We start from the raw sequence: 14963 nt of genomic DNA, 5'->3' as shown, positions 1-14963 counted from the left end.
GATCTTCGGCAGGGTCACCCCTCCTCGAAGTCGCCCGCCGCCAGTCGCAGGGGGCGGAGGATGGCGAAGAGTTCCGCGCACTCCTCCGCGTCGTAGGCGCTCAGGCCGAAGTCCATCGCCATCAGGTCGCGGGTGGCGGACTCGACGACCTCGCGGCCCTTGTCGGTGATGGAGGCGAGGGTGCCGCGGCCGTCGTTGGGGTTGGGGCGCTTGGAGACGAGGCCCGATCTCACCAGCCGGTCCACGGTGTTGGTCACCGACGTGGGATGCACCATCAACCGCTCGCCGATCTTCGACATCGGCAGCTCGCCGGACTGGGAGAAGGTCAGCAGGACCAGCGCCTCGTACCGCGCGAAGGTCAGCCCGTAGGGCTTGACCACCGCGTCGACCTCGGCCAGCAGGATCTGGTGGGCCCGCATGACCGAGGTGATCGCGGCCATCGCCGGCACGTTTCCCCAGCGCTGCTTCCAGAGCTCGTCGGCACGGGCGATGGGATCGAACGAGAGACTGAGCGGTTTGGGCACGGTCCAGACCCTACCGGCGGGTCAGATGCCGGTCAGCCCTGTCTCGCACTTCGGTCCGCGGACGGGCGGCGGGACAGGGCCGGCGGGCACGGACGGCGGGGTCCGTCAGCCGGCCAGATGCCGTTCGACGGTCTCGACCTTGGACGTCAGACCGTCCTCCACGCCCGGACGGATGTCCGCCTTGAGGACGAGCGAGACGCGCGGCGCACGCGCCTCCACGACGGCCACGGCGCGCTTCACCACGTCCATGACCTCGTCCCACTCCCCCTCCACGGACGTGAACATCGCGTCGGTGCGGTTCGGCAGCCCGGACTCGCGGACCACCCGCACGGCGTCGGCGACGTACTCCCCCACGTCCTCGCCGACGCCCAGCGGCGTCACGGAAAAGGCGACGATCACGCGTTCACGACCCCTTCCTTGCGGGCGCGGGAGGCGATCACCGCGTCCTCGGTCTCACGCTTGAGGCGGCGGTCGGCGAAGAAGCCGCCGGTCGGGAGGACCGACATCAGGAAGTAGAAGGCGGCGGTCTTCAGCGGCCACTTGGCACGGTTCCAGGCGTCGAGCCAGAAGATCACGTAGATGACGAAGAGGAAGCCGTGGATCATGCCCATCGGCCGGACGGCGTCGAAGTCCGTGGTCCGCTTGAGGACCGAGCAGACGAGCAGCAGCAGGAACGAGATCGCTTCGGGGCCCGAGACCAGGCGGAGGCGGCGGAGTGCGGAGGCGGTCTTGATGTCCACGGGTCACCTTCGGGAGGGAGAGACGTCGGCGTCGACGGTGCTGTCTGCCTGCGAGCGCCTTGTGAACGCGCGCACAAGCGGGTCCATTGTGGCAAACCACGGGAGCGATCACCGCAGGGGGTCAGGGTGGGGTCAGGGCCGGGTCAGGGTGCGACTCCTCCTTCGGGCTCTGGGCGCGGGGCAAAAGGGCCGCTACCGTCGCACACGTGGCGATGTTCCGACTTCAGAGCAGCAAGGTGCTCGCCGTCGACATGACCGGGGACGCCGTGAAGGCGAAGAACGGCTCCATGGTCGCGTACGACGGCCGGATGACCTTCAAGAAGCTCACGGGTGGCGGTGAGGGCCTGCGGGGGATGGTGACCCGGCGGCTCACGGGCGAGCAGATGACGCTGATGGAGGTGAAGGGGCACGGCACCTGCTTCTTCGCCGACCGCGCCTCGGAGATCAACCTGGTGTCCCTGAACGGGGAGAAGCTGTACGTCGAGTCGAGCAACCTGCTGGCGACCGACGGCGGTTTGCGCACGGGCACCACGTTCACCGGCCTGCGCGGCGCCTCCCAGGGCAACGGGCTGTTCACGACCACGGTCGAGGGCCACGGCCAGGCCGCGATCATGTCGGACGGCCCCGCCGTGCTGCTGCGGGTCGGCCCGCAGTACCCGCTGACGGTCGACCCGGGCGCGTACGTGGCGCACCAGGGGAATCTGCGGCAGTCGTTCCAGTCGGGCGTGACCTTCCGCACGCTGCTGGGCGAGGGCGGCGGCGAGGCCTTCCAGATCCGCTTCGAGGGCGACGGGGTGGTCTACGTCCAGCCCAGTGAGCGCAACACGATCGCGGGGGACGTCTGACATGGGCTTCCGGGAGATCAACGCCAAGGTGGTCGAGGCGACCGTTGCGCCGGGTCAGCGGCTGTTCAGCCAGCGCGGCGCGATGCTCGCGTACCAGGGCGAGGTCAGCTTCACCCCGAACCTGCGCGGCGGCCAGGGCGGGGTGATGTCGATGATCGGCCGGCGCGTGGCGAACGAGGACACGCCCCTGATGACCGTCGAGGGCAGCGGCACGGTGCTGTTCGGGCACGGCGGCCACCACGTCCAGGTGATCCACCTCTCCGGGGACACCCTGTACGTCGAGGCGGACCGGCTGCTGGCCTTCGAGGGCACGCTGGAGCAGGGCACGGTGTTCCTCGGCTCGCAGGGCGGGGTGATGGGGATGGTCCGGGGCCAGGTCTCCGGGCAGGGCCTGTTCACCACCACGCTCAAGGGGCACGGGGCGGTCGCCGTGATGGCCCACGGCGGGGTCGTCGAGCTGCCGATCACCCCGCAGCGCCCGGTGCACGTCGACCCGCAGGCGTACGTCGCCCACCACGGGGACGTGCGCAACAAGCTGTCGACGGCGCTCGGCTGGCGGGACATGGTGGGACGCGGCTCCGGCGAGGCCTTCCAGCTGGAGCTGAGCGGCAGCGGCGCGGTCTACGTCCAGGCCTCGGAGGAGAAGCTGTGAGCACGTACGGAACGCCGGGCGCCGGGGCCGCGGCCCTCGACCCGATGACGCTGCCGTCCGACGACAACGTCAACGCCTACACCTTCTGCGTGGAGCTCAAGGGCACCCAGTGGTTCATGCAGAAGGGGAAGATGATCGCCTACTACGGCGCCATCGAGTTCAACGGGATCGGGCACGGGCGACTCGACCGACTTGTCCGCACGTCGTTCCATTCGCCACTGCACGCGAGCGACTGGGTCGTGGCGGAGGGCTCGGGCAAGATGCTGCTCGCCGACCGGGCCTTCGACGTCAATTCGTACGACCTCGATGACGGCAATTTGACCATTCGCTCGGGCAACTTGCTCGCTTTTCAGCCAAGTCTGTCGCTGAAGCAATCGATCGTGCCAGGTTTCCTGACCCTGATCGGAACCGGAAAGTTCGTGGCGGCGTCCAACGGACCGGTGGTGTTCATGGAACCGCCGATCAGGGTCGACCCGCAGGCGCTGGTCGGCTGGGCGGACTGCCCGTCCCCGTGCCACCACTACGACCACGGCTACCTGACCGGCGTACTGGGCGGTCTACGTGCGATGACGGGCCTCGGCGGGGTCTCCGGCGAGGAGCACCAGTTCGAGTTCGTCGGCGCGGGCACGGTGCTGCTCCAGTCGTCCGAGGCGCTGATGACGGAGCAGGCCACGGGGGCTCCCCCGCAGCAGCCCGGGGTGCCCGGAGGGGGCGTGCCGGGCGGGGCCGGACCTGGCGCAGGCGGACCGCGCCTTCCCGGACAGCTGGGGGACCTCCAGCGTCGCTTCGGGCTGTGAGCGGTAGTGTGCGGGGTGTGACATCGAACGCCTGCACGTGGTGTCACACGGAAGCCCTATTAGTTCGCCTTTCAACTTCCTTAGGTAGACTTCATTCATGGAGACCGAGACGGCCACCCGCTGGCTGACCAATGCGGAGCAGTGCGCCTGGCGCACCCACCTGGAGGTCAACAAGCTGCTGACCTACCAGCTCGAGAAGGATCTGCAGCCGTTCGGCCTGACAATGAACGACTACGAGATCCTGGTGAACCTGTCCGAGTCGGAGGACCGGCGGATGCGGATGAGCGACCTCGCCTCCGCCACGATGCAGTCCAAGAGCCGGCTCTCCCACCAGATCACCCGGATGGAGAACGCCCACCTGGTCCGCCGGGAGAACTGCGAGTCGGACCGCCGGGGACTGTACGCGGTCCTCACCGACCACGGCATGGAGACGATGCAGAAGGTCGCCCCGCACCATGTGGCGTCGGTGCGCCGGCACTTCATCGACCTGCTCTCCCCCGAGGCGCTGATCGAGCTCGACAAGGCCCTCAAGCCCATCGCGGAGCATCTGCGGGGGCAGCGGGGACGACTCTGACGTCCTCCGCCCTGCCGTTCAGGTGGGTGGCGTCCCCCGGTCCGCGCCGGCGAGCGGCAGGCGGAGTTCGAAGAGGGCTCCGCCCGCCGGCGCCGCGCCCGCGGTGAGCGTGCCGCCGTGCCGCACGGCGACGTCCCGCGCGATGGCCAGGCCGAGCCCCGCGCCGCCGTCGTCCCGGCTGCGCGCCGCGTCCAGCCGTACGAACCGCTCGAAGATCCGCTCGCGGTCGGCGCCGGCCACGCCCTCGCCGTCGTCGGCGACGCCCACCACGGCCTCGTCACCCTCCCGGCGCACGGACACCGTGATCCGCTCACGGGCGTGCCGCTGCGCGTTGTCGAGCAGGTTGGCGAGCACCCGCCCGAGCTGACCGCGCGACCCGGAGACCTCCACGGCCTCCGCCTCCACCGTCACGCCCTCGCGCCCCGCGGCCTCCTCGCGGGCCAGCGCGGCCAGGTCCACCCGGGTGCCGGCGGGCCGCTCCCCCGCGTCCAGCCGGGCGAGCAGCAGCAGGTCGGCGGCGAGGTTCTGGAGCCGTACGGTGTCCTCCACCGCGCCGTCCAGGTCGAGCAGTTCGGGGTGGGCGGCCGCGACCTCGAGCTGGGTGCGCAGCGAGGCGATGGGGCTGCGCAGCTCGTGCGAGGCGTCGGCGACGAACCCGCGCTGCCGCTCCACGGAGGACTCCAGGGCGGCGAGGGTGGCGTTGGTGGTGCGGGCCAGCCGGGCGATCTCGTCGTGCGTCGCCGGTTCGGGGACGCGGCGGCGCAGGTCCTCGGAGGCGGTGATCGCGGCCATCTCGCGGCGGATGCCCTCGACCGGGCGCAGGGCCCTGCCGGTGACCAGCCAGGTCACCGCGGCGACGACGCCGAGCAGCAGCGGGAAGCCGATGAGCATGGAGGTCAGCGCGGTGCCCACGGCGCTGTGCTCGGCGGCCAGCGGGGCGCCGGCGTGGACGGTGAGGCGGCCCCGGTCGGGGGTCTCCACCTCGACGGCGGCGAAGCGGTAGTCCTCGGTGTCGCCGTCGACGGTGGCGGTGCCGTTGGTGTAGCTCGCGCCCTGGGCGATCTCGCCGGGGGCGAGGGAGTCGTCGTCACGGTCGTCGTCGCGGTCGTCGTCGTCCGAACGGCCGGAGCGATCGTCACTGTCGTCACCGTCGTCGTCCCCGCCGGAGCGGGCCGGCGCGGGGGTCACCTCGGCGGTGCCGGTGCCGTCGATCCGCTCCAGGTCCTCCGAGGCGGCGAGGAGGACGCCGTCCTCGTCGACGATCTGCACCGGGGTGTCGTCGGCGTCCAGCCCGGAGAGCTTGTCGAGGGGCGTACGGGCGGCCAGTTCGGAGGCGACGGCCTGGGCGGAGCGCTCGGCCCGGGTGCCCGCCTCGCCGGTGAGGTTGGCGCGCAGGGACAGCAGGACGGCCGCGCCGGCCGCGACGAGGGCCACGGCGACGACGAGGGTGGCGCCGAGCGTGGCCCGGGAGCGGACCGAGCCGAACAGCCGGCTCACGGCGCCGTCTCCAGCCGGTAACCGGCGCCGCGCACGGTGCGGATGAGGTCGGCGCGCAGTTTGCGGCGCAGGGCGCTGACGTAGACCTCGACGATGTTGGGGTCGCCGTCGTAGGCGAAGTCCCAGACGTGCTCGAGGATGTCCGCCTTGGACACCACCTCGCCGGCCCGCAGCACCAGGTGCTCCAGCACCGAGAACTCCTTCGCCGTCAGCTCGGCCTCGTCCTCGCCGAGCCAGACCCGGCGGGCGGCGGTGTCCACCTTCAGGTCGCCGTGCACATGGACCGGGGACGCGCCCGCGGCCCGCCGGCGGCGCAGCAGCGCCTTCACCCGGGCGACGAGCACGACGTAGGAGAAGGGCTTGGTCAGATAGTCGTCGGCGCCGGTGTCCAGGCCCTCGGCCTCGTCGTACTCGCCGTCCTTGGCGGTGAGCATCAGGATCGGCACGTCGTGCCCGGCGGCGCGCAGGGCGGCGCACACCCGGTAGCCGTTGAGGCCGGGCAGCATGATGTCGAGGATCACCAGGTCGTACGGCTCCGCCGTGGCCCGGTCCAGTCCCTCCCGGCCGTCGTGCACGACGTCGACGGCGTAGCCCTCGGCGGTGAGGCCCTTGGCGAGGGAGAGAGCGAGGCGCTTTTCGTCCTCGACGATCAGGAGTCGCATGGCACCCAGGGTCGCAAAGGGAAGCTGAAGATCACTTCAGGCTGCTTCAGCTTCGGCTCAGCGTCGGTGGGCGAGATTGAAGGCGTCGAAAGTGAGCCGACTCGGGAGGAACCCACATGAAGCGCAACATCGTGATCGCCGTCGTCACGGCCGCGGCCCTGGTGGGAGGGGGCACGGCGACGGCTCTGGCGGTCTCGGGGGACGGTGACGACGACGCCACGTCGGTGACGCGGACGGACGACGACAGGGGCGACCGCGACGACCGCGACGACCGGGACGACCGTTCCGGCGACGACGGCGACCGTGCCGCCGCACCCGGTGACGTCACCGCCGCCGACGCCATCGCCGCCGCGCTGAAGCACACGCCGGGCACGGCGGTGTCCGCCGAACTCGACGACGGGTCGTGGGAGGTGGACGTCCTCGGCAAGGGCGACACCTGGCACGGCGTGCGTGTCGACCCGGGCACCGGCAAGGTCCTGGGGTCCTCGGAGGACGACGAGGACGACGCCGCCGAGGTGCGGGCCGCGCTGAAGGGGGCGTCGGTGACGGCAGAGAAGGCCGCACGGGCGGCTGCCGCCAAGGGGACCGTGACGTCGGTGGAGCTGGACCATGACGACAACAAGGGCTGGGAGGCGGAGACGCGCGCTTCCGGCGGGGACGAACGGGACTGGAACGTCGGCCTGACGACCGCTTCGGTCACGGCCGGCCAGCAGGACGACTCGGACGACGACTGAGCACCGCGCCGCCCTGTAGAACGCGTAGTACATTGGAGCTATGAGCGACGGCGCCGAGATCCCGCTCCGGGAACTCAATCAGCAGACATCACGCGTTCTGGCCCGTGTGGCGGCCGGCGAGACGGTGACCATCACCAAGGACGGCGTGCCCATAGGGGACATCGTTCCCCGGGGCACGCCCACGGGCCGCCCCGCGTACCCGTTCCGCACCGACCCCATGGGCGACCTGGACATCCCCGACCTGGGCGGTCCGGTGCTCGACGACGACGAGATCATGGCGACGCTGCGCGCCATGGGCGGGTCGACGACCGAGGGGACCGATGGCTGACATCCCGGTGGCGATCGCCGACACCAACGCGCTGTACCGGTTGTTCATCCCGAAGGACCCCCGCCACGCCGCTCACCGGGAAGCGCTGGCTCGCACGGGTCACCTCGTGGTGTCGCCCATGGTGCTCACCGAGCTGGACTACCTGCTGACGTCGCGGATCGGTGCCCGTGCGGCCATGAACGCGCTGGACTTCGTCGCAGGGCAGACGGAGGCCCGTCGGTTCGAGATCCCCGACACCGCGCCACACCTGAGGGCGGCCATGGCGGTGATGCGCGGATACGCCGACACGGACGGCGGAGCAGGAGTGGGACTGGCGGACGCGATGAACGTGGCGCTGGCCGCGGCCTTCCGGACGACGTCCCTCTTCACCACGGACAGCCATTTCCGCATGATGCGGCCGCTCACCGGAGAACCCGCCTTCCGGCTCCTGCCCGACGACCATTGACCAGGAGTGTCCTCGCCCCCGCCGCCCCTTCCCTTCCCGACCCCGGGGCTCCGCCCCGGACCCCGCTCCTCAAACGCCGGAGGGGCTACTTGTAGCCCGTCCGGCGTTTGAGGACGAGGCCCGCCAGGGCCGACAGGGGGGTCTGGGGGCGCAGCCCCCAGGGACGGGACGGGAAGGGGCGGCGGGGGCGAGAAACCCCGCGCTCAGCTGCCGGACGAGCCGCCCCGGGTCAGCCCCGCCACCAGTTCGTCCGCCGCCCGGTACGGGTCCAGGTCGCCGGCGACGATGCGTTCCGCCAACGCGTCCAGACGCCGGTCGCCGTGGAGGTCCCCGATACGCTCCCGCAGCGCGGTGACCGCGATCGTCTCGACCTCCCGCGCCGCCCGCGCCCCGCGCCGCTCCGCGAGAACCCCCCGCTCCTCCATCCAGGCCCGGTGCTTCTCCAGCGCCTCGACGACCTCGTCGACGCCCTCCTGGCGGGCGGCGACCGTCTTGACGATCGGGGGGCGCCAGTCGCCGGGGCCGCGGGACTCGCCCAGGCCCAGCATGTGGTTCAGCTCCCGGGCGGTCGCGTCCGCGCCGTCGCGGTCGGCCTTGTTGACGACGTAGACGTCGCCGATCTCCAGGATTCCGGCCTTGGCGGCCTGGATTCCGTCGCCCATCCCCGGCGCCAGCAGCACCACCGACGTGTCGGCCTGGGAGGCGATCTCCACCTCCGACTGGCCGACGCCCACCGTCTCCACCAGGATCACGTCGCAGCCGGCCGCGTCCAGGACGCGGATGGCCTGCGGGGCGGCCCAGGCGAGCCCGCCCAGGTGACCCCGCGTCGCCATCGAGCGGATGTAGACGCCCGGGTCGGAGGCGTGCTCCGACATCCGGACGCGGTCGCCGAGCAGGGCGCCCCCGGAGAAGGGGGAGGACGGGTCGACGGCCAGGACGCCGACCCGCTTGCCCTGTTTGCGGTACGCGGTCACCAGCGCCGAGGTGGACGTCGACTTGCCGACGCCCGGGGAGCCGGTGAGGCCGACCACGTAGGCGTTGCCCGCGAGCGGCGCGAGGGCCGCCATGACCTCCCTGAGCTGCGGGGACGCCCCCTCCACCAGGGAGATCAGCCGGGCCACGGCCCGCGGCCGGCCTTCCCTGGCCTGGGCGACCAGCGAGGAGACGTCCTGCATCACAGCTCCGTTCACGACGTTCACCAGAGGAAAAACTGCAAAAGGCGGGCTCAGGCCTTGGGCACCCGCACGATCAGCGCGTCGCCCTGCCCGCCGCCGCCGCACAACGCCGCGGCGCCCACGCCGCCGCCCCGCCGCTTCAGCTCCAGCGCCAGGTGCAGCACCAGCCGCGCGCCGGACATCCCGATCGGGTGGCCGAGGGCGATGGCGCCACCGTTGACGTTCACCTTTTCGGAGGAAACGCCCAGGTCCTTCATTGACTGCACGGCGACCGCCGCGAAGGCCTCGTTGATCTCGATCAGGTCGAGGTCGGACACCTCCAGGCCCTCCTTCTTGAGGGCGTGCAGGATGGCGTTCGACGGCTGCGACTGGAGCGAGTTGTCGGGGCCGGCCACGTTGCCGTGGGCGCCGATCTCGGCGATCCACTCCAGGCCCAGCTCCTGCGCCTTGGCCTTGCTCATCACGACCACGGCCGCGGCGCCGTCGGAGATCTGCGAGGAGGTGCCCGCGGTGATCGTGCCGTCCTTGGCGAAGGCCGGGCGCAGCTTGCCGAGGGACTCGGCCGTGGTGTCGCCGCGGATGCCCTCGTCCTTGCTGAAGAGCACCGGGTCGCCCTTGCGCTGCGGGATCTCGACCGGGGTGATCTCGGCCTCGAAGACGCCGTTCTTCTGCGCGGCGGCGGCCCGCTGGTGGGACAGGGCGGCGATCTCGTCCTGCTCGGCGCGGCCGATGCCGAGGCGGGTGTTGTGCTTCTCCGTGGACTCGCCCATGGCGATGCCCTCGAAGGAGTCGGTCAGGCCGTCGTGCGCCATCGCGTCGAGCATCTGCACCGCGCCGTACTTGTAGCCCTCGCGGGACTTCGGCAGCAGGTGCGGGGCGTTGGTCATGGACTCCTGGCCGCCGGCCACGACCACGTCGAACTCGCCCGCGCGGATGAGCTGGTCGGCCAGCGCGATGGCGTCGAGGCCGGAGAGGCACACCTTGTTGACGGTGAGCGCCGGGACGCTCATCGGGATGCCGGCCTTCACGGCGGCCTGGCGCGCCGGGATCTGCCCCGCCCCGGCCTGGAGCACCTGCCCCATGATCACGTACTGGACCTGGTCGCCGCCGATCCCCGCACGGTCGAGGGCGGCCTTGATCGCGAAGCCGCCGAGGTCGGCTCCGGAGAACGACTTCAGCGAACCGAGCAGCCGACCCATCGGGGTGCGGGCGCCCGCGACGATGACGGACGTCGTGCCGTTCGTTGCGGATGATGCAGAAGATGCAGAAGTCATGAGCTGCGGTCCCCTTCCGGCTGCACAGCCGAGGAGTGAACGAGGGTTTACTTCGAATGTACTGACGCGCGGGTGACCGCGTCATCGGCCTTTCGGTGTGATCGCGCGCACGTTGCGTAACCGTCGCGGGGGCGCTGCACTGATTCCATGCTGACGCGAATCGACCACATCGGGATCGCCTGCTTCGACCTCGACAGGACCGTGGAGTTCTACCGGTCCACCTACGGCTTCGAGGTGTTCCACTCGGAGGTCAACGAGGAGCAGGGCGTGCGCGAGGCCATGCTCAAGATCAACGAGACGTCGGACGGCGGTGCCTCCTACCTGCAGCTCCTCGAGCCGATCCGCGAGGACTCCACCGTCGCCAAGTGGCTCGCGAAGAACGGCGAGGGCGTCCACCACATCGCCTTCGGTACGGCGGACGTCGACGCGGAGGCGGCGGACATCAAGGAGAAGGGCGTACGCGTTCTGTACGAAGAGCCCCGGCGCGGTTCCATGGGGTCACGGATCACCTTCCTGCACCCCAAGGACTGCCACGGCGTACTGACAGAACTGGTCACTTCCGCGCCCGTTGAGTCGTCCGAGCACTGACCCACGTACATAAGGGCCGGTAGGGTTGGGTCTGGTCGCCGCTCGAAGCGTGGTGACCGAGTCCCGTCGTGTTCGGCGACGGGATCGCCGGGGCCGGGTGGCGGGGGGCGAGCGCGGGGCGGCAGCCCAAGCTCCGCCGATGATCTGACACCATTCCCCGGGGGCGCCGTTCGGGATGGACGGGGCTCGGCCAGACTTGCGACCAGGGGACGGATGGGACCGCGCAGTGCGGGGCTACGAGAGCCAGGAGCGAGAGCCGGCGGCTGACGTCGACCACCTCTCTCGGTTCGAAGCCGAGATGAAGCGGCTGAAGACCGAGCGGGAAAAGGCGATCCAGCACGCCGAGGACCTCGGCTACCAGGTCGAGGTGCTGCGCGCCAAGCTGCACGAGGCGCGGCGCACCATCATGTCCCGGCCCGCCTACGACGGCGGCGACATCGGCTACCAGGCCGAGCAGTTGCTGCGCAACGCGCAGATGCAGGCCGACCAGCTCCGCGCGGACGCCGAGCGGGAGCTGAGCCAGGCCCGCGCCCAGACCCAGCGCATCCTCCAGGAGCACGCCGAGCAGGCCGCCCGCCTCCAGGCGGAGCTGCACCAGGAGGCGGTGACCCGGCGCCAGCAGCTCGACCAGGAGCTGGCGGAGCGCCGGCAGACCGTCGAGAGCCATGTCAACGAGAACGTGGCGTGGGCGGAGCAGCTGCGGGCCCGCACCGAGGAGCAGGCCCGCCGGCTGCTGGAGGAGACCCGCGCCGAGCGCGAACAGGCCCTGGCCGCCGCGCGCGAGGAGGCCGAGCGGCTGACCGCGGAGGCCCGCCGCCGGCTCCAGAGCGAGGCGGAGGCGGCCCGCGGCGAGGCCGAGCAGCTGCTGCGCCGCGCCCGCGCGGACGCCGAGCGGCTGCTGAACGCCGCGTCCACGCAGGCCCAGGAGGCCACCGAGCACGCCGAGCAGCTGCGCACCTCCACGGTCACCGAGTCGGAGTCCGCGCGCCGCCGGGCGCAGGAGATGAGCCGGGCCGCCGAGGAGCGGATGACCGAGGCGGAGAGCGCGCTGCGCGAGGCGCGTTCCGAGGCCGAGAAGGTGCTCGCCGAGGCGAAGGAGGCCGCCGCCAAGGCGCTGGCGTCCGCCGAGGCCGCCAACGAGACGCGCACGCGCACCGCCAAGGAGCAGGTGGCGCGGCTGGTCAGCGAGGCGACCAAGGAGGCGGAGGCCACCAAGGCGGACGCCGAGCAGCTGGTCGCCGACGCCCGCGCCGAGGCGGAGAAGATCGTCGCGGAGGCCGCGGAGAAGGCCCGTACGCTCACCGCGGAGGAGTCGGCCACCCAGCTGTCCAAGGCGGCCAAGACCGCCGAGGACGTCCTCAACAAGGCGTCCGAGGAGGCCAAGCAGACCACCAAGGCCGCCGCCGAGGAGGCCGAGCGGATCCGCCGCGAGGCCGAGACCGAGGCGGACCGGCTGCGCGCCGAGGCGCACGACATCGCCGAGCAGCTCAAGGGCGCGGCGAAGGACGACACCAAGGAGTACCGCGCCAAGACGGTCGAGCTGCAGGAGGAGGCGCGCCGGCTGCGCGGCGAGGCCGAGCAGCTGCGCGCCGACGCGGTCGCCGAGGGCGAGAAGATCCGCGCGGAGGCCCGCAAGGAGGCCGTGGCGCAGATCGAGGAGGCGGCCAAGTCCGCCGAGGAGCTGCTCGCCAAGGCCAAGGCGGACGCGGACGAACTGCGGTCCACCGCGCAGACGGACAGCGAGAAGGTCCGCACCGAGGCCATCGAGCGCGCCACGACGCTGCGCCGGCAGGCCGAGGAGACCCTGGAGCGCACCCGCAAGGAGGCCGAGCGCAACCGCGCGGAGGCCGTCGAGCAGGCCGAGGCGCTCAAGGAGGATGCCGAGCGGGCCGCGCGCGAGCTGCGCGAGGAGACCGAGCGGGCCGTCGAGGCGCGCCGCGAGGAGGCGGCCGGCGAGCTGACCCGGCTGCACACCGAGGCCGAGGAGCGGCTCGCGTCGGCCGAGCAGGCGCTGAGCGACGCGCGCGAGGAGGCCGCCCGGATCCGCCGCGAGGCGACCGAGGAGGCCGAGCGGCTGCGCACGGAGGCCGCCGAGCGGATCCGTACGCTCCAGCAGCAGGCCGAGCAGGAGGCCGAGCGGCTGCGCGACGAGGCCGCCGCGGACGCGTCGGCGTCCCGGGCCGAGGGCGAGGCCGTCGCCGTGCGGCTGCGGTCGGAGGCCGCGGCCGAGGCGGAGCGGCTCAAGTCGGAGGCGCAGGACAGCGCGGACCGGATGCGCGCGGAGGCCCAGGCGGCCGCCGAGCGGATCGGCACGGAGGCGTCCGAGACGCTGGCGGCGGCGCAGGAGGAGGCGGCCCGGCGGCGCCGGGAGGCGGAGGAACTCCTCGGCGCGGCCCGCGAGGAGGCCGACGAGGAGCGCCGGCGGGCCCGCGAGCAGAGCGAGGAGCTGCTGGCGGCGGCGCGCACCCGGGTGGAGGAGGCGCAGGCCGAGGCGGTACGGCTGGTCGAGGAGGCGGACCGGCGCGCCACGGAGATGGTGTCGGCGGCCGAGCAGCACGCGCAGCAGGTGCGGGACTCCGTCGCCGGGCTGCACGAGCAGGCGCAGGAGGAGATCACCGGGCTGCGCAGCGCCGCCGAGCACGCGGCGGAGCGCACCCGCCGCGAGGCCGAGGAGGAGGCGGACCGGGTCCGTACCGACGCCTACGCGGAGCGGGAGCGGGCGAGCGAGGACGCGGGCCGGCTGCGGCGCGAGGCGCGGGAGGAGGCCGAGGAGGCCAAGTCCCTGGCGGAGCGCACGGTTTCGGAGGCGATCACGGAGGCGGACCGGATCCGCGCCGAGGTCTCCGAGCACGCGCAGCGGCTGCGCACGGAGGCGTCCGACGCGGTCGCCGAGGCCGAGCAGACCGCCGCGCGCACCCGGGCGGAGGCCCGTGAGGACGCCAACCGGATCCGTTCGGACGCGGCGACGCAGGCGGACACGCTCATCACCGAGGCGCGCAGCGAGGCGGAGCGGCTCACCGACGAGACGATCGCCGAGGCCGAGCGGGTGCGTTCGGAGTCGGTCGCCAAGGCGGAGAAGCTGATCGCGGACGCCACCGGCGACGCGGAGCGGCTGCGCGCCGAGGCCGCGGAGACGGTCGGGTCGGCGCAGCAGCACGCGGAGCGGCTGCGGCACGAGGCCGAGCGGGTCAAGGCGGACGCGGAGTCGGAGGCGGAGCGCCTCACGTCCTCCGCCCGCGAGGAGGCCGAGCGGACGCTGGACGAGGCCCGCAAGGAGGCCAACAAGCGGCGTTCGGAGGCGGCCGAGCAGGTCGACACCCTGATCACGGAGACCACCGCCGAGGCGGACAAGCTGCTCACCGAGGCGCAGCAGCAGGCGCTGAAGACCACGGCGGACGCCGAGTCGCAGGCGGACACCATGGTGGGCGCGGCCCGCAGCGAGGCCGACCGGCTGGTGTCCGAGGCGCGGGTCGAGGGCAACTCCCTGGTGGAGCGGGCCCGTACGGACGCCGACGAGCTGCTGGTCGGCGCGCGCCGCGACGCGACGCAGATCCGGGAGCGCGCCGAGGAGCTGCGCGACCGGATCACGAGCGAGATCGAGGAGCTGCACGAGCGGGCCCGGCGCGAGGCGGCGGAGACCATGAAGTCGGCCGGCGACCGCTGCGACGCGCTGATCAAGGCCGCGGAGGAGCAGCTGGCGAAGGCGGAGGCCAAGGCGAAGGAGATCGTCTCCGAGGCCAACTCCGAGGCGGGCAAGGTGCGGATCGCCGCCGTGAAGAAGGCCGAGGGTCTTCTGAAGGAGGCGGAGCAGAAGAAGGCCACGCTCGTGAAGGAGGCCGAGGAGCTGAAGGCCGAGGCGGTGCGCGAGGCACGGCGCACCGTCGAGGAGGGCAAGCGCGAGCTGGAGGTCCTCGTCCGGCGCCGTGAGGACATCAACGCGGAGATCTCGCGCGTCCAGGACGTCCTGGAGGCCCTGGAGTCCTTCGAGGCCCCGGCGGGCGGCAAGGACAACGGCGTCAAGGCGGGGGCCGCGGCGGGTGCTACCCGTACGGGTGGCAAGTCAGCCGATAGCTAGCAAACCGGGCGAATTCCCTTGTACGGTGAGGGCTTTGACCATGGCTTTGGCAA

Annotated in this window: 16 protein-coding genes; 9 read left to right on the top strand and 7 right to left on the bottom strand. The window is 72.2% G+C overall.

The window, feature by feature from the left end:
* Nucleotides 1-14: 14 nt before the first annotated feature.
* From ACFOSY_RS04630 to ACFOSY_RS04620, 3 genes are all read right to left on the bottom strand, one after another.
* Entirely contained in the window at nt 15-524 is a 510-nt protein-coding gene (locus ACFOSY_RS04630; RefSeq protein WP_031023172.1) for a MarR family winged helix-turn-helix transcriptional regulator, read from the bottom strand.
* 105 nt (nt 525-629) lie between these two features.
* Complete coding sequence (locus ACFOSY_RS04625; protein WP_086698769.1) at nt 630-923, bottom strand: MTH1187 family thiamine-binding protein; 294 nt, start codon at nt 921-923, stop codon at nt 630-632.
* Nucleotides 920-1264, bottom strand: coding sequence for a DUF3817 domain-containing protein (locus tag ACFOSY_RS04620; protein ID WP_394305388.1), 345 nt, complete (start codon nt 1262-1264; stop codon nt 920-922). The genes ACFOSY_RS04625 and ACFOSY_RS04620 overlap by 4 nt, the downstream gene beginning before the upstream one ends.
* 212 nt (nt 1265-1476) lie before the next feature.
* Here ACFOSY_RS04620 and ACFOSY_RS04615 point away from each other — a divergent pair, with 212 nt between their 5' ends.
* From ACFOSY_RS04615 to ACFOSY_RS04600, 4 genes are all read left to right on the top strand, one after another.
* Nucleotides 1477-2109, top strand: a complete 633-nt coding sequence (locus tag ACFOSY_RS04615; RefSeq protein ID WP_369158621.1) for an AIM24 family protein — start codon at nt 1477-1479, stop codon at nt 2107-2109.
* Between the two features lies 1 nt (nt 2110).
* The gene (locus tag ACFOSY_RS04610) at nt 2111-2761 is read left to right on the top strand and encodes an AIM24 family protein (protein ID WP_394305387.1); all 651 of its coding nucleotides are present in this window, start codon (nt 2111-2113) and stop codon (nt 2759-2761) included.
* Complete coding sequence (locus ACFOSY_RS04605; protein ID WP_394305386.1) at nt 2758-3558, top strand: AIM24 family protein; 801 nt, start codon at nt 2758-2760, stop codon at nt 3556-3558. Before ACFOSY_RS04610 ends, ACFOSY_RS04605 begins: the two co-directional genes overlap by 4 nt.
* 97 nt (nt 3559-3655) lie before the next feature.
* A complete protein-coding gene (locus ACFOSY_RS04600) occupies nt 3656-4132 on the top strand; it encodes a MarR family winged helix-turn-helix transcriptional regulator (protein ID WP_006130189.1) in 477 nt (158 codons plus the stop codon).
* Nucleotides 4133-4150: 18 nt separating this feature from the next.
* On the opposite strand, the gene ACFOSY_RS04595 is transcribed toward ACFOSY_RS04600, so the two are convergent.
* Together ACFOSY_RS04595 and ACFOSY_RS04590 are read right to left on the bottom strand one after the other, a co-directional pair.
* On the bottom strand, nt 4151-5629 hold the full coding sequence (locus ACFOSY_RS04595; RefSeq protein ID WP_394305385.1) for a sensor histidine kinase: 1479 nt from the start codon (nt 5627-5629) through the stop codon (nt 4151-4153).
* Nucleotides 5626-6291: a response regulator transcription factor gene (locus tag ACFOSY_RS04590; protein ID WP_394305384.1), complete on the bottom strand. Its 666-nt coding sequence runs from the start codon at nt 6289-6291 to the stop codon at nt 5626-5628. Before ACFOSY_RS04590 ends, ACFOSY_RS04595 begins: the two co-directional genes overlap by 4 nt.
* Before the next feature lie 116 nt (nt 6292-6407).
* On the opposite strand from ACFOSY_RS04590, the gene ACFOSY_RS04585 reads away from it, so the two are divergent.
* From ACFOSY_RS04585 to ACFOSY_RS04575, 3 genes are read left to right on the top strand one after another with little or no spacing between them, the layout of a single operon-like run.
* Nucleotides 6408-7025 (top strand): PepSY domain-containing protein, encoded by a 618-nt coding sequence (locus ACFOSY_RS04585; RefSeq protein ID WP_394305383.1) that lies wholly within the window; start codon nt 6408-6410, stop codon nt 7023-7025.
* A gap of 40 nt (nt 7026-7065) precedes the next feature.
* Nucleotides 7066-7353: a type II toxin-antitoxin system Phd/YefM family antitoxin gene (locus ACFOSY_RS04580; protein WP_394305382.1), complete on the top strand. Its 288-nt coding sequence runs from the start codon at nt 7066-7068 to the stop codon at nt 7351-7353.
* Nucleotides 7346-7798: a PIN domain-containing protein gene (locus ACFOSY_RS04575; RefSeq protein ID WP_394305381.1), complete on the top strand. Its 453-nt coding sequence runs from the start codon at nt 7346-7348 to the stop codon at nt 7796-7798. Before ACFOSY_RS04580 ends, ACFOSY_RS04575 begins: the two co-directional genes overlap by 8 nt.
* Before the next feature lie 203 nt (nt 7799-8001).
* On the opposite strand, the gene meaB is transcribed toward ACFOSY_RS04575, so the two are convergent.
* Nucleotides 8002-8973, bottom strand: coding sequence for a methylmalonyl Co-A mutase-associated GTPase MeaB (meaB, locus tag ACFOSY_RS04570; RefSeq protein ID WP_394305380.1), 972 nt, complete (start codon nt 8971-8973; stop codon nt 8002-8004).
* 50 nt (nt 8974-9023) lie between these two features.
* Nucleotides 9024-10247: an acetyl-CoA C-acetyltransferase gene (locus tag ACFOSY_RS04565; protein ID WP_394305379.1), complete on the bottom strand. Its 1224-nt coding sequence runs from the start codon at nt 10245-10247 to the stop codon at nt 9024-9026.
* A gap of 147 nt (nt 10248-10394) precedes the next feature.
* Between ACFOSY_RS04565 and mce the strand changes: the two genes are divergently transcribed.
* Together mce and scy are read left to right on the top strand one after the other, a co-directional pair.
* Nucleotides 10395-10835 carry a methylmalonyl-CoA epimerase gene (gene mce / locus ACFOSY_RS04560; RefSeq protein ID WP_394305378.1) on the top strand — a complete coding sequence of 147 codons (441 nt, stop codon included), beginning with the start codon at nt 10395-10397 and terminating at the stop codon, nt 10833-10835.
* 226 nt (nt 10836-11061) lie between these two features.
* Entirely contained in the window at nt 11062-14910 is a 3849-nt protein-coding gene (gene scy, locus ACFOSY_RS04555; protein ID WP_394305377.1) for a polarized growth protein Scy, read from the top strand.
* Nucleotides 14911-14963 lie beyond the last annotated feature (53 nt).

It is taken from the genome of Streptomyces lusitanus (genome assembly GCF_042647945.1).
GTDB classification, from domain to species: Bacteria; Actinomycetota; Actinomycetes; order Streptomycetales; family Streptomycetaceae; genus Streptomyces; species Streptomyces pseudogriseolus.
Note: the sequence above shows the minus strand (reverse complement) of the source record. Positions and strands in the feature narration are given on the sequence as shown.